At 46.7% G+C, this 13,107-nt stretch carries 13 protein-coding genes; 7 read left to right on the top strand and 6 right to left on the bottom strand.

Going from position 1 to position 13,107, the window contains the following annotated elements; all coding sequences use genetic code 11:
- Positions 1 to 36 precede the first annotated feature (36 nt).
- Positions 37 to 309: a nucleoid-associated protein HU-beta gene (hupB, locus tag R3P39_RS08280; RefSeq protein WP_010371157.1), complete on the top strand. Its 273-nt coding sequence runs from the start codon at positions 37 to 39 to the stop codon at positions 307 to 309.
- Between the two features lie 194 nt (positions 310 to 503).
- A complete protein-coding gene (gene ppiD / locus R3P39_RS08275) occupies positions 504 to 2,414 on the top strand; it encodes a peptidylprolyl isomerase (RefSeq protein WP_336566838.1) in 1,911 nt (636 codons plus the stop codon).
- Positions 2,415 to 2,495: 81 nt separating this feature from the next.
- On the opposite strand, the gene R3P39_RS08270 is transcribed toward ppiD, so the two are convergent.
- From R3P39_RS08270 to pspF, 6 genes are read right to left on the bottom strand one after another with little or no spacing between them, the layout of a single operon-like run.
- The gene (locus R3P39_RS08270) at positions 2,496 to 3,257 is read right to left on the bottom strand and encodes an ATP-binding cassette domain-containing protein (protein WP_336566836.1); all 762 of its coding nucleotides are present in this window, start codon (positions 3,255 to 3,257) and stop codon (positions 2,496 to 2,498) included.
- Positions 3,242 to 4,249: a peptide ABC transporter ATP-binding protein gene (locus R3P39_RS08265; protein WP_336566834.1), complete on the bottom strand. Its 1,008-nt coding sequence runs from the start codon at positions 4,247 to 4,249 to the stop codon at positions 3,242 to 3,244. The genes R3P39_RS08270 and R3P39_RS08265 overlap by 16 nt, the downstream gene beginning before the upstream one ends.
- Entirely contained in the window at positions 4,249 to 5,142 is an 894-nt protein-coding gene (locus R3P39_RS08260) for an ABC transporter permease subunit (protein ID WP_336566833.1), read from the bottom strand. Before R3P39_RS08260 ends, R3P39_RS08265 begins: the two co-directional genes overlap by 1 nt.
- Positions 5,129 to 6,163, bottom strand: a complete 1,035-nt coding sequence (locus R3P39_RS08255; RefSeq protein WP_336566832.1) for an ABC transporter permease — start codon at positions 6,161 to 6,163, stop codon at positions 5,129 to 5,131. Before R3P39_RS08255 ends, R3P39_RS08260 begins: the two co-directional genes overlap by 14 nt.
- A gap of 2 nt (positions 6,164 to 6,165) precedes the next feature.
- Positions 6,166 to 7,773 (bottom strand): ABC transporter substrate-binding protein SapA, encoded by a 1,608-nt coding sequence (gene sapA / locus R3P39_RS08250; protein WP_442962040.1) that lies wholly within the window; start codon positions 7,771 to 7,773, stop codon positions 6,166 to 6,168.
- Positions 7,774 to 7,775: 2 nt separating this feature from the next.
- On the bottom strand, positions 7,776 to 8,855 hold the full coding sequence (gene pspF / locus R3P39_RS08245; RefSeq protein ID WP_336566831.1) for a phage shock protein operon transcriptional activator: 1,080 nt from the start codon (positions 8,853 to 8,855) through the stop codon (positions 7,776 to 7,778).
- A 183-nt stretch (positions 8,856 to 9,038) separates the two neighbouring features.
- On the opposite strand from pspF, the gene pspA reads away from it, so the two are divergent.
- The 5 genes from pspA (at position 9,039) to R3P39_RS08220 (ending at position 12,892) form a co-directional block, all read left to right on the top strand.
- On the top strand, positions 9,039 to 9,698 hold the full coding sequence (gene pspA / locus R3P39_RS08240; protein ID WP_336566830.1) for a phage shock protein PspA: 660 nt from the start codon (positions 9,039 to 9,041) through the stop codon (positions 9,696 to 9,698).
- 78 nt (positions 9,699 to 9,776) lie between these two features.
- A complete protein-coding gene (pspB, locus tag R3P39_RS08235) occupies positions 9,777 to 10,010 on the top strand; it encodes an envelope stress response membrane protein PspB (protein ID WP_336566829.1) in 234 nt (77 codons plus the stop codon).
- Positions 10,007 to 10,408 carry an envelope stress response membrane protein PspC gene (gene pspC, locus R3P39_RS08230; RefSeq protein WP_336566828.1) on the top strand — a complete coding sequence of 134 codons (402 nt, stop codon included), beginning with the start codon at positions 10,007 to 10,009 and terminating at the stop codon, positions 10,406 to 10,408. The genes pspB and pspC overlap by 4 nt, the downstream gene beginning before the upstream one ends.
- 46 nt (positions 10,409 to 10,454) lie before the next feature.
- The gene (locus R3P39_RS08225) at positions 10,455 to 11,867 is read left to right on the top strand and encodes a YcjX family protein (RefSeq protein WP_336566826.1); all 1,413 of its coding nucleotides are present in this window, start codon (positions 10,455 to 10,457) and stop codon (positions 11,865 to 11,867) included.
- On the top strand, positions 11,864 to 12,892 hold the full coding sequence (locus R3P39_RS08220; RefSeq protein ID WP_336566825.1) for a TIGR01620 family protein: 1,029 nt from the start codon (positions 11,864 to 11,866) through the stop codon (positions 12,890 to 12,892). Before R3P39_RS08225 ends, R3P39_RS08220 begins: the two co-directional genes overlap by 4 nt.
- The last annotated feature ends 215 nt before the right edge of the window (positions 12,893 to 13,107 follow it).

The following is a 13,107-nucleotide window of genomic DNA, read 5'->3' as shown; positions in this document are numbered from 1 at the left end:
TGATTTTTGACAATAACAATGGAAGAGGATGATATTGTGAATAAATCTCAATTAATCGATCAAATCGCAGCTGATGCTGACATTTCTAAAGCGGCTGCTGGTCGTGCGCTAGATTCATTCATCGAGTCTGTAACAGGTGCACTTAAAGACGGTGACTCTGTTGCGCTAGTAGGTTTTGGTACTTTCTCAGTGCGCGAGCGCGCTGCACGTTCTGGTCGTAACCCGCAAACAGGTGAGACTATTCAAATCGCAGCGGCTAACATCCCATCTTTCAAAGCGGGTAAAGCGCTTAAAGACGCAGTAAACTAATTTATTGTGGGTTGGCGGCGCGAAGTCGCCGCGAACTGCTTCAAGATAAAAGGCGTATCTGCTAAGATACGCTTTTTTTATACCAGTTGTCGCTGCCGCAGTAATACCATTCTGGCCTACTATGTTGGCAACAACCCACATCGAGTTAACCCAAAGTGCTGTTGGTGCTTTGACTTAGATAAGAGAAACAATAAATGCTTGAAAAGATTAGAGAAGGCTCACAGGGCCCGGCTGCTAAAATCATCTTAGGTTTAGTCATCTTGTCTTTTGCTTTAGCAGGGATCGGTGGTTACCTAGGTCAAACCACAGAGCAGCCTGTTGCAGAAGTCAATGGCGTTAAAATCAGCCAAACAGAATTTTCTCGTGCTTACTCCAATGAGCGTGCACGTTTAGAACAACAATTTGGTGAATACTTCGCGCAAATCGCAGCGGATCCAAACTACATGGCTCAGATCCGCAGCACTGTGGTTGATCGTCTAGTACAGCAAGAGTTGCAGTCGCAGCTAGCGCAAGAGTTAGGTCTGCGTGTGAGCGATGAGCAGGTAAAAAATGCCATTGTTGAAATGCCATATTTCCAAGTGGGCGGTGAATTCAGCAACGACCGTTATTTGCAAGTCATTCGCCAAATGAACTTCCAACCAGATCGTTTCCGTGAGTATCTACGTGACGAAATGACGCGTTCGCAACTGGTTTCTGCACTTGCAGGAACAGACTTCGTGCTAGACAACGAATTACAACAAACACTAGCATTGCAGCAGCAAACACGCGCCATCGATTACGCGGTATTGAGCAAAGATTTGGTGAAGAATGAAGTGAGCGTAACGGCGGATGAAATTCAAAACTACTACGATCTTAATCAAAACCAATTTCAATCACCAGAGCAAGTGGCGGTTAACTACATTGAGTTGAAAGCCGACGAGCTTGAGCCGCTTGAGCCGGTTACTGAAGAAGCGTTGGCAACCTATTACCAAGAGCAAAAAAATCAGTACCTAGAGCCTGAGAGACGCCGTGTGTCGCACATTCTTGTTGATGCTGGTGACGACCCGCAAGCGGCTGAAGAGAAAGCTCAAGCGCTTTTAGCTGAGCTTCAAGCCGGTGCTGACTTTGCCGAACTGGCAGAGCAAAAGTCTGACGATATTGTCAGTGCAGAGATGGGTGGTGATCTGGACTGGATTGAAAGAGACATGATGGATCCAGAGTTTGAAGCAGCAGCATTTGAGCTTGCTGAAGTGGGAGACATCACAGATGTAGTGGAATCGGAGTTTGGCTTCCACATTATTCAACTTACCGATATTCAAACTCAGCAAGTACAATCGTTTGAAGAAGTAAAAGACGAATTACGCGCTGAGCTGGAAAAAACAGCTAAAATTGACGCTTTTTATCAAAAGCAGACCGAAGTTGCTGAACTGGCCTTTGAAGTCGCTGATACCTTAAAAGATGCTGCGGAAATGGCCGAGGTAGAAGTGAAGTCTACTGAATTAGTAAGCCGTGCTGCATTACCTGAGCCATTAAATGCACCTGCTATCAGCAATACTATCTTCAGCCCTGAACTGCTAGAAGACAGAGTAAACTCTGAGGTGCTAGAAGTGGCTCCTGAGCATATTGTGGTAGTACGCGTTGAAGAGCATAAGCCTGCAGCGACTAAACCACTGGAAGAAGTGCAAGCGCAAATTAAAGCTCAGTTGATTGATGAAAAAGCCGCGACACTGATTGCAGAAAAAGCCCAGAGCCTATTTGAGCAACTGCAAGCGGGTGAGTCGCTAACTCAGGTTGTTGCTAGCCAAAATGTTGCAGTGAAAAGCGTGAATGAGCTCCAACGTCGTAGCCGTGAGGTACCGCCAGCCATCACCTCTGAAGCATTTAAATTGCCACACCCAGGTGTTGCTGAGACCGAAACAGCGCAAGTGGCCTTAAATAATGGCGATGCTGCCTTACTAATACTTAAGTCAGTGACCACACCTGAGGTAGAGGGCAATGTTGATCCACAGCAAAAGCAAAGCTTTGTGTCATCTGTGGCTAACAAAAACTACACTGCTTTGATCGCCGCATTAAAAGAAAAAGCGGAAATCAAAAAGCCACAACTACAAGTGACTGAACAACCCTAATCAGGTTGAGAATTCAGATCTAAAAAAGGTGCCAAATGGCACCTTTTTTAATGGTTATGAAATAGGGAAGTTGGCTAATCGCTATGCCGACAATAGCTTTTGCATGGTTTTTGATTTCGGCTTCGTAAATACCTGCTCCGTCTCACCATATTCAACTGCCTTGCCGCGGTTTAATACTAAGATTTCATCGCTCATGTGGCGCACCAAGCTTAAATGGTGGGTAATAAGCACATATGCCAGTCCGGTAGCTGCCTGTAACTCTAGCAGTAGGTTCACCGTTTGCGCTCTTACCGAAGGGTCGAGTGAAGACAGGGCTTCGTCGAGTACCAACACTTTTGGGTCTAAAATTAGTGCTCTGGCTAATGCCACTCGTTGTAATTGACCACCACTGAACATATGTGGGTAGTAATCAATATGTTCAGCCAGCAGGCCAACACGGCTCAAGGTAATGCGGATTTTTTTATAGCGCTGCTCGGCAGTCAGTTCGGTGTTAAATTGCAAACAATCATCGAGCATATCGCCAATTCTAAGCCCAGGGTTGAGCGAGCGAGTTGGGTCTTGAAAAATTAATCGGATGGTGCGGCAGTCACTTTCTCGATTACCATCGTCTTCAATGGTTTTGCCGTTCAGTAAAATTTGCCCTGAATCGGCGATGTCAGCCCCAGCTAACACCTTAGCTAGGGTACTTTTACCGGAGCCTGTCTCACCAATAATGGCCAATGTTTGCGCCGGTGCCAAAGAGAAAGAAATGTCCTTTAATACCTGCAAAGAATGACGCTTAATGAGCCCTTGCCGTGTGCTAAATGACTTGTTCAGAGATTGTACTTTTAGGACTGGCTGCATTTTTGTTTTACCTTTATCAAAGGAAAGTGGCAGGCATAGCTGTGACCATGGGATTTACTTTGCCGCGGTGTCACCACACACTCTTTTTGCGCTTGTGGACAGCGCGGCCCCAGCCGGCAGCCAATGGGTAAATGCTGCAATGGCGGGATGGTGCCTTTTAAGGCATAAAATGGCTCTTTATGGCCTATGCCATGGCTATAATCTGGCAGGCTTTTTACCAAAGCTTGGGTATATGGGTGCAAGGGCTGTTTAAAAATAGCCCGTGTTGGTCCGGCTTCCACCATTTGCCCGCAATACAGCACATGCATGGCGTGAGACCAATCAGAGATTTCTTCGAGCTCGTGAGAGATCATCAAAATCGACATATTCTTAAGCTGGTTTAATGCTTTTAACAGCCGAAAGACTTGTGCTCGAGCGGTGCTCTCAAGTGCCGTGGTTGGCTCATCAGCAATTAATAACTTAGGGCTTCTGGCGATGGCCATGGCAATCATTATTTTTTGACACATGCCCTCTGACAGCTCATGAGGATAGCTTGAACAGATACTTTTATCGTCTCTGATCCCCGCTTTATGAAGCAATGCTTTGACTTTTTCTTTACGAGCTTTACGACGCTGAAAAAAACCACCTTTGAGCACGCTGTCGGGAATAGACTCAGCCACCTGATCGAAGATAGTGGCCGTAGGGTCAAGACTCCGACTTGGCTCTTGGTAAATCATGGCAATATCTTGGCTTACCAACTTACGACGTTTCTCTGGGGATAAACGCATTAGATCAACACCACGCCAATGCATTCTGTCGGCGGTGACTGTCCAACGTTGATTGAGCACACCGACAATGGCTTTAGCGATCAGGCTCTTTCCCGAACCCGATTCACCGACTAACGCGTGCACTTCACCTTCTTTTAAGCTCAGATTGACCCGGTCTACTGCGCGAATAACGCCATCTTCCGTTCTCAGCTCTATAGTTAGGTTTTTAATGTCGAGTAATTGCATTAGTCGGCCTTTCTTTGCTTTAACGCTTCTCTTAGACCGTCACCAACCAGATTGGTTGACAGTACCGCTAGAAATAGTAACGCGCCTGGTAAGCCCACTGTCCATGGCGCTAAATAGATTAACGATAAGTTCTCAGCCAAAATAGCGCCCCATTCCGTTGACGGCGGTTGCGCCCCTAATTTCAAGAAACCCAGCGCAGAAATATCAAGTATGGCAGTTGATAATGCCATGGTGAAAATAACCACAATGTGTTCATAAATATTGGGCAAGATCCCTCGCACTAATATCTTCCAGCGACTGGCACCGTCGAGCTTAAAGGCAACAATATAATCTTTGTTGAGCTCACCAACCACCAGATTCCGAATGGAGTGAATATACTGCGGCAATAAGGCAAAAATAATGGCCCAAACGGTATTCATCAAGCCTGGGCCTAAGATGGCGATAATAATAATGGCTAACAGCAATGAAGGAATGGCCAAGGTGATGTCTAGCAGGTGATTTAAAAAGCTCGATTTTAAACCACGGCTGGCTCCGGCCAACGTCCCCAGCACCACCCCTAGCGCGGTGGTGACCAAGGCGGCAAGAATAGACAAACCGAAAGTGTAGGTGGCGCCATTCATCAACCGCGATAATAAATCGCGACCTAAGTCGTCGGTACCGAGAATAAAGCGGACATCCCCTTGTTCATGCCATGACGGCGGTAATAACAGCGCATCGGCATGTTGCTGATTGACACCATAGGGGGCAATCAAGGGCGCTGTCACCGCTAATATGGTAAGACCCAAAAATAGCCACAACCCAACCAAGGCAACGTGATTGCCACGAAACTTACGCCACAACCGAAACAGCGGTGAGCGGTTCGACTCTTCACTGTATAAACTAAACTTTGCCATGAGCTTGGTTCCTTGCCAGTGGGTCGAGGGCTGAATGGATGGTATCGGCTAGCATATTGGCAATAATAACAAAAAACGACACCGCCAAAAGACCCCCTTGAATAGCAGGGTAGTCGCGTTGGTAGATGCTATCGATGAGCCAGCGGCCAATGCCGGGCCAAGAGAAGATCACTTCGGTGATCATCGCCAAAGTGATCAAGGTACTAAACTGTAGGCCGATTTGTTTTATCACCGGTAACAGGGCGTTGCGCAAGGCGTGATGGACAATAAGTTGACTGCGGTTTAGGCCTTTAGCACGAGCTGTTTTGATGTAGTTTTGCTCTAGCACCTCGAGCATGGAATCGCGAGTAAAACGGATTAATACCGTGGTGGGATACATGGCCAATACAATGGTTGGTAAGGCTAAGTGATGAACGGCATCCCAAAATGCAGCGCCACCATACGGGAAGCCTTGAAGATAAATATCCAATAGCAGTAAATTGGTTAGAGGCTGTATTTCATAGAGCAAGCCAATGCGGCCAGACATTGGAAACCAGCCTAAACCGAGGCAGAACGCCATAATTAGCAGTAACGCCAGCCAAAACACAGGAATTGAGAAACCCATTAAACTTAAGGAGTTGATCACTCTGTCAGGCCACTTTTTGTAATAGGCACTGGCAATAATCCCGCCAGGTACGCCTACGATAACCGAGACGCTCAATGCATATAAGCACAGCTCTAAAGTGGCTGGGAAAAACAACTTAACGTGATCCAGTACTGGCTGCCCAGAAGACAGCGACAGCCCCCAATCGCCCTCAAACATACGCGTCATAAAGGCCAGATACTGCACCAAAATATTGTCCTCGATGCGATACTTGGCTATCAGCTCTTGGGTTTGCGCATAGCTTGAATTCATTTCGCCACTAAAGTTGGTGACCAACTCGCCAGGGAACAAGTAGTTCAACGAAAAGGTAAACAGGGTCAAAGTAAACAGCATAAAGAGCAATAAACTTAAACGCCGCAATGCATACTTTACAACCATGACTATTTCCTCCGAGCTTCAGCCAGCGAGATACCACCAAAGGGTCGCAGTGCTACCCCCTTGATATCGGTACTGGTGGCTTGGAATCTAAGGCCATGGGCAATGGGCACTAAGGGCAGCTGCTCAATCACCATTTGCTGCGCTAAATGATAATAATGTTTGCGCTGCTCCATATCATTGGTGTCTAGAGCTTGGGTGAGAAGCAAGTCAAACTCTGGGTTACACCAATTGGCTGGGTTTTTACCGCTAAAAGTGGCAGTACAACTGAGTAAAGGGCTAAAAAAGTTGTCTGGATCTGGGGTGTCGGCGGCCCAGCCTAATAAAACGCTGTCGTGTTCATGGCGGCCAACACGCTCTAAGAAAGTATTCCACTCGTATTCTACGATGCGAGCCCGAATGCCAATTTGGCGTAAGTCACGTTGGATAAGCTCAGCCATCTTTCTGGCATTCGGGTTATAAATCCGCGACACCGGCATGGCCCACAAGGTCATATCAAAACCCTCTTCAAACCCGGCTTGCCGGAGTAAGGCTTGCGCTTTTTCTGGGTTATAAGTGGGCATCTGCGCTTGTTTTTCAAACGCCCAAGAAGACGGTGGAAGCATGGAGTTGGCGCGAATGCCATTGTTATAAAATACCGCTTGCATGATTTTCTCAAAATCGATGCTATGGGCCAGGGCGCGGCGCACCTGAGGGTTATCAAAAGGTGGCTTTTCGGTGTTAAACGCCCAGTAGCCAATGTTTAGGTTGGCTGCTTTTTCCACTTCGATGTCTTGTCGCTGCTCTAACACACTGAGCTGAGTAGCGCTGGGGTGAGCGGTGATATCGCATTCTTTGGTTAACATCTTGGCAATGCGGCTGGTGCCATTGGTGGTAATATCATACACCAATTGCTCCAAATGCACGGGGTGTTTCCAGTAATCGTCATGACGATAATAGCGGATCAGGTTATCGCGCAAAAACTCACGGTATTTGTAGGGGCCGGTGCCCACGGGTTTGCTATCAAAATCCGTTTTGCGTTCTTGAGCTACTAATTGTTCGGCATATTCTTTAGAGAGAATAACGGCAAAATCAGTGGCAATGTTCGACAAGAAACTACTTTCAGCGTTAAACAGTTCAAACCGCACGGTGTAATCATCTATTTTTCGCACGCGGCGGATCAATTGATCCAGGCCAATACTTTGAAAATAAGGGTATTCGGCATCACCAACGAAGTGGTAGGGGTTATAGACATCAAACAAGCGGTTAAACGAGAACACCACATCATCGGCAGTCATATTGCGGCTGGGGGTGAAGTACAAGGTATCGTGAAAGCTGACGTCTTGGCGTAGGGTAAAGGTAAAAGCCTTGCCGTCGTCACTCACTTGCCAGCTAGTGGCCAGTTCGGGCTGAAATTCACCGGTGTTGGGGTCAATACTGATCAAGGTATCGTACAATTGATTGGCAATAATATCGATGGTTGAGCCGGTCGTTGTCACCTGAGGGTTAAACGAAACGGGATTCGCCTCTGCACAATACACCAAACCTTGGGATTGGTTATTGACTTTGTTTGGTGGTGCCTCGTTACAGCCAAATAACGCCGAACAAAGCACCCCAAAAAACAATTTTCGCACCGCTATGCCTCTTGTTTTTGGTTTTGATCTAACAGGTTGTATTTTTTCAAATAACCTCTCAGTTGATGATACGTCAAACCGAGGTTTTGTGCAGTCTTCTTTTGATTAAATTGGCTAAATTCCAGCGCTTTTTGCAACAAGGAAATTTCATAGTCATTGGATAGCGATTTCAAGTCGCAAGGAAAGTCGAATTCTAGTGCTGGGCTTTCGGTCACGGCTTCATCCGTCGCGGCAACGGTTTCAGTGGGTGTTTGCACTACCGTTTGTGGTTGAGGCGCTTTGATCCGTTGGCTTGGACGGTAAGGACTGGCAAACGGGTCGAAGATGATTTCATGGACCGGTATTTGGTCGTTGCCGTGGCGGTATAAGCTGCGTTCGATGACATTTTTCAGCTCACGAACATTGCCAGGCCAAGGGTATTCTAATAGTTTTTCCGTGGCTTTGCGGGTAAAGCCACTGAACAGCTCCCACTCCAAGTCACGTGCCATGTTTATGGCAAAGTGCTCGGCTAATAATAAGATATCTTCTTTTCTGGCCCGCAGTGGCGGGAGTGTGATGACATCAAAAGCCAGCCTATCAAGTAAGTCATGACGAAACTCGCCGGCATCAGCGAGGCTCGGTAAGTCTTCGTTAGTAGCGCAGACCAACCGGGTATCCACCTTGACCGTTGATTTACCGCCGACACGTTCAAACTCGCCATACTCAATCACTCGTAGCAGTTTTTCTTGTACCATAGCAGAGGTGTTGGCCAGCTCATCTAAAAACAAGGTGCCGCTGTTGGCGCGCTCGAAACGGCCCTCATGGCGTTTGCTAGCCCCAGTAAAGGCGCCACTTTCGTGGCCAAACAACTCACTTTCGAGTAAGTTTTCGTTTAGTGCGGCGCAGTTGAGTTTGACGTACTCTTGATCCCAGCGCTCTGATAAGTAGTGCAGACGTGCGGCGATCAGTTCTTTACCTGTACCGCGCTCACCAATGATCAAGACGGGCTTCTCTAGAGGCGCCAGTTGTGAGACCTTATCGAGCACCGCTAAAAAGCTATCGGATTGGCCCAGTAAATTATCCTGTTGACGAAATCGGCTCATATTGCCTAACTCTTAGTGTTTTTTACTAATTACTAGTGTATTTCAAAAAAGAGGATAACTAAAGGAGTTTTAAAATATAAATAAATTACTGATATATATAAGGAAATGTTTTTTATAAAGTTGGCAAGCTATTTGATACATAGCTAGTAAGCAATTTAGCTATTAACCAAAGAGGTAACCACTATGGGAATTTTCTCACGTTTTGCAGACATAGTGAATTCTAATATCAATGCGATTTTGGATAAAGCGGAAGACCCAGAAAAAATGGTTCGCTTGATTATTCAAGAGATGGAAGACACCCTTGTCGAAGTAAGATCCACTTCAGCGAAAACATTGGCTGAGAAAAAAGAGCTGACACGCCGCCTTGAGCAATTTCAAGCTCAGGTTGATGATTGGCAGCAAAAAGCTGAGCTTGCGTTAAGTAAAGAGCGTGAAGATCTTGCCCGCTCAGCACTTCTGGAAAAGCAAAAATCAGCAGACGATGTTGCGGCACTTGAGAAAGAGCTGGAGCACGTTGATACCCACATCGAAAAGTTGCAACAAGAAGTCAGCACTTTACAAGATAAGCTGGCAGACGCTAAAGCGCGACAAAAAGCCATTGTGCTGCGTCAGCGTTCAGCTGAGTCGCGTCTTGAAGTGAAAAAGACTTTAGACAGCAACAAAGTAGACGATGCCTTGAATCGCTTTGAGCGCTTTGAAAGCAAAATCGATGGCTTGGAGTCTCAAGTTGAGTCATACGACTTAGGTAAGAAGAGCCTGTCTGATGAAATCGCCGATTTGCAAAAGAATGAAAAAATCGACGATGAGCTGGAGCAGCTGAAAAAGAAAATGGCTGGCAAGTGAAAATAACCGCACCTACTGTCATGGTAGGTGCATACTAACTACAATAATAACAAGCCCAGTTGAAGGCAGGAGAAGAGTATGTTTGATCCAGAACTATTGATGGCACCATTGATTATTTTTATGGTGATAGTGGCTCCGCTTTGGCTTATTTTGCATTACCGCAGTAAGAAGCAAGTGAGTCAAGGTTTGAGTGAACATGAGCACCGCCAGTTAATTGAACTTGCTAATAAGGCGGAAAAAATGGCAGAGCGCGTAGAGACGCTGGAAGCCTTGCTTGACCAAGAGTCACCGCAGTGGAGACGCAAGTTATGAGTAGAATGAAACGAGAACTGTATCGCGACCCTAGCCGCGGAAAAATAGCAGGGGTTTGCGCCGGCTTAAGTGATTACTTTAACATGGAGCTGTGGCTGGTGCGGATTTTATTCGTGACGGCGGTGTTGTTATCGGGCGGACCATTATTTGTGGTTGCGTATGTCGCCTGTTGGTTTATCTTAGACAAACGCGAGACACAACCTCAAAAGTCCACTCATGATAAAGACGAGGATCGCGTGTCAGTAAAGTTTAAGGTATGGCAAAAAGGAGAGCCACCACGTCAGGCGCTGTTTGATTTAAAAGACAGGCTAGGGCGCTTAGACAACCGTATTCAAAGTATGGAACGCTACGTTACTTCACCAGAGTTTACGGTGAGCCGAGAAATAGACAAGCTATAAGGCGGTCAGCCCGCCTTTAGCCTTTTAGAGGGGATATACTTAACCGATGACCAAAACAGGCTTTCGCCCCCCAACATCCATAACAAAACTAAAACAACACGCCAAAAAAACGCTCCACCGTTCCTTTGATAAGCACGTAAAGCTTGCCGTTACCGGCTTCAGTGGCAGTGGTAAAACCGCGTTTATTACCGCTTTAATTAAACAGCTGACGACCCAAGCCGAACGCCAAAACTTGCCGTTTTTTGATGTCGTGAGTGAAGGGCGCTTGGTGGCGTGCCGCACCGAGCCACAACTAGCTTTGGTGGTACCAACCTTCGACTATCAAGAAGCGGTAAGTTGCCTTTTGCAAGAGCAGCCCAGCTGGCCGCCTTCGACTAAGCGAATTAATACCCTCACTTTGGCATTTAAATATACCAGTCAACGGGGCTTAAAACAGCATCTGGCACAAACCCACACCCTGTACCTAGAGTTATATGACTACCCCGGTGAGTGGTTAATGGATTTGCCGTTACTGAAAGTGGATTATCGGCAATGGTGTGAACAACAGCTTGCACTGTTAAATAAGCCGAAATACCGGCCGTATGCCGCAGAGTTTTTGCAGCAAGTTACACAGTTTGATAGCCAAGCTGAGGTTAATGAAACACAGCTCAAGACCCTGGCAGAGCAGTATCACCAACTCTTACATACTTTGCAAAGTAATACGCGGTTATCGAACCTGCAGCCTGGCCGGGCTTTGATCCCGGGCGATCTTGCCGGAGCCCCGGTATTACTGTTTTTCCCGCTGCCATCACACCCTGAACAAGGGGCAGAAAACAGTCAATATAAGCAACTCGAAGCACGCTTTGAAGCCTATAAGAAGCAGGTGGTTACGCCATTTTATAAAGACTATTTTTGCCAATTTGATCGGCAAATTGTGTTAGTGGATCTGTTGGCTAGTCTTAACGATGGTTACGACACCTTAAAAGAGCAAGAGCATGCCCTAAAACAAGTGTTAGGGATGTTTGCCCATGGTAAAAGTGGCTTTTTATCGCGGTTGCTGAGCCCCAAAATTGATAAAGTATTGTTTGCTGCCAACAAGTGCGATGGTGTTCTTAGCGAGCAGCAAAGTAACCTCACTCGGCTATTGAACTCGATGTTAGCCGACAGTGCCAATGAGCTTAGGTTTAATGGTGTGACGGTGGATACCATGTCGATTTCATCGGTGCGCAGTGTGGAGTCAAGAAGTGTGCAAGATGGTAAGCACAATTTGCAATGCATTTATGGCAAACCCGTTGGTGAAACCGCGTTTATTAATTATGCTCCGCCCATTCCTCCGGATCATATTCCCGCGGCAAGTCACTGGCCCGAAGGGGGCTTTGAGTTCCTCGCGTTTGAACCGCTGGTGGCCAAGCAAGGGGCGTTGTCTCATATCCGCCTCGATCACGTGATGCAGTTTTTGATCGGAGATAAATTACGATGAGTGAACAGCCAAACAACTATAACGGCTCTGGCAGGCGATTCGAGGCTGAGCCGGAAGTTTCAGAGCACAAGGAGCAGCATCAAGGTCAGATTTTACCCGCTGACATTAGCCCAACCAACCACGACGGCACGACGGATGCGCCAGAAATGCCAAAGATTGAACGCGTTTACGAGCCCCGTTGGCGTTTTGGTTTAAAGCAGCTATTTATTGTTGCGCTGCTGCTATTAATTGTGGTCGAAGCAGGGATAACCTTAGTAACCAGTTTTGATGAAAATATCGTTCTCTTTGCCCTGTATGCCAGTGTTTTAACATTAGGCTTGTTGGCGCTGTTTAAGTTTTTAGTCTCAGAAGCCATAGCGCTTAGGCACCTAAAGCGTCATCAACAGCACAAAATTGATGCCCAGCGGTTATTGCAAAGCGACCAAATCGGTGAAGCAAAAGAGTGGTTGAAGCCGCTTCTTCGAGTTCACCCGAAAGAAAAAGTCGCCGAGTTTAAAGCCGCATTGCAACCGCACCACACAGATAAAGAAGTCATCGCGTTGTATGAAAAGTCACTGCTAAGCGACCAAGATGCCCAAGCAAAAAAGCTGATCCAAGAACATGCTACCACTTCGGCATTGTTAGTGGCCTTGAGCCCAATGGCGCTGGTGGATATGTTGGCGGTATTGTGGCGCGGTGTGGTGCTGGTGGAAAAGATCAGTAAACATTATGGCATTAGGCTAGCTTATCGTAGCCGTATCACGCTCTATAAAATGCTGCTCAAGCAGATGGTCTTTGTTGGCGCCAGTGAGCTACTCAGTGACTTGGCTGCCACCAGTGTTGGTGCTGAGTTATTGGGTAAACTGTCCACTCGCTCGGCACAAGGGCTCAGTGCGGGGATCTTTACTGCGCGTCTTGGCTACAAGGCGATGGAACTTTGTCGTCCACTACCACGCTTAACCCACAAACAAAGCTTATTGAAAAGCGCCATTTCGTCTTTGCTTGAAGTGTTATTGAAGCGCACCACCAAGTCAGCTGAGAAGTGAGCATAAAGCTCGTTTAAACAAAAAGTTAAGGGCCGTGAAAACGGCCCTGTTATTGCTGTCAGTACAATGGTCGGCAACTATTTTATACACTTGTGCTAGCAATAATTGCCAGCTACTTAATCGTAACTAGCCGTCTGCCCATCTGGCATGCTTGTTTATTATCACCGTCTGCAATAAATAGTTAATACACAAGCAATTATAAATAAAATCAGCAG

The organism is Pseudoalteromonas sp. UG3-2 (assembly GCF_037120705.1).
GTDB lineage: Bacteria > Pseudomonadota > Gammaproteobacteria > Enterobacterales > Alteromonadaceae > Pseudoalteromonas.
Note: the sequence above shows the minus strand (reverse complement) of the source record. Positions and strands in the feature narration are given on the sequence as shown.

Excerpts from the sequence above, each read along its gene's own strand:
- pspB (WP_336566829.1), top strand. The coding sequence starts at position 9,777 with ATGTTTGATCCAGAACTATTGATGGCACCATTGATTATTTTTATGGTG.
- pspF (WP_336566831.1), bottom strand. The coding sequence starts at position 8,855 with ATGAGCCGATTTCGTCAACAGGATAATTTACTGGGCCAATCCGATAGC.
- R3P39_RS08260 (WP_336566833.1), bottom strand. The coding sequence starts at position 5,142 with ATGGCAAAGTTTAGTTTATACAGTGAAGAGTCGAACCGCTCACCGCTG.
- pspA (WP_336566830.1), top strand. The coding sequence starts at position 9,039 with ATGGGAATTTTCTCACGTTTTGCAGACATAGTGAATTCTAATATCAAT.
- R3P39_RS08270 (WP_336566836.1), bottom strand. The coding sequence starts at position 3,257 with ATGCAGCCAGTCCTAAAAGTACAATCTCTGAACAAGTCATTTAGCACA.
- ppiD (WP_336566838.1), top strand. The coding sequence starts at position 504 with ATGCTTGAAAAGATTAGAGAAGGCTCACAGGGCCCGGCTGCTAAAATC.
- R3P39_RS08255 (WP_336566832.1), bottom strand. The coding sequence starts at position 6,163 with ATGGTTGTAAAGTATGCATTGCGGCGTTTAAGTTTATTGCTCTTTATG.
- R3P39_RS08265 (WP_336566834.1), bottom strand. The coding sequence starts at position 4,249 with ATGCAATTACTCGACATTAAAAACCTAACTATAGAGCTGAGAACGGAA.
- R3P39_RS08220 (WP_336566825.1), top strand. The coding sequence starts at position 11,864 with ATGAGTGAACAGCCAAACAACTATAACGGCTCTGGCAGGCGATTCGAG.
- pspC (WP_336566828.1), top strand. The coding sequence starts at position 10,007 with ATGAGTAGAATGAAACGAGAACTGTATCGCGACCCTAGCCGCGGAAAA.
- R3P39_RS08225 (WP_336566826.1), top strand. The coding sequence starts at position 10,455 with ATGACCAAAACAGGCTTTCGCCCCCCAACATCCATAACAAAACTAAAA.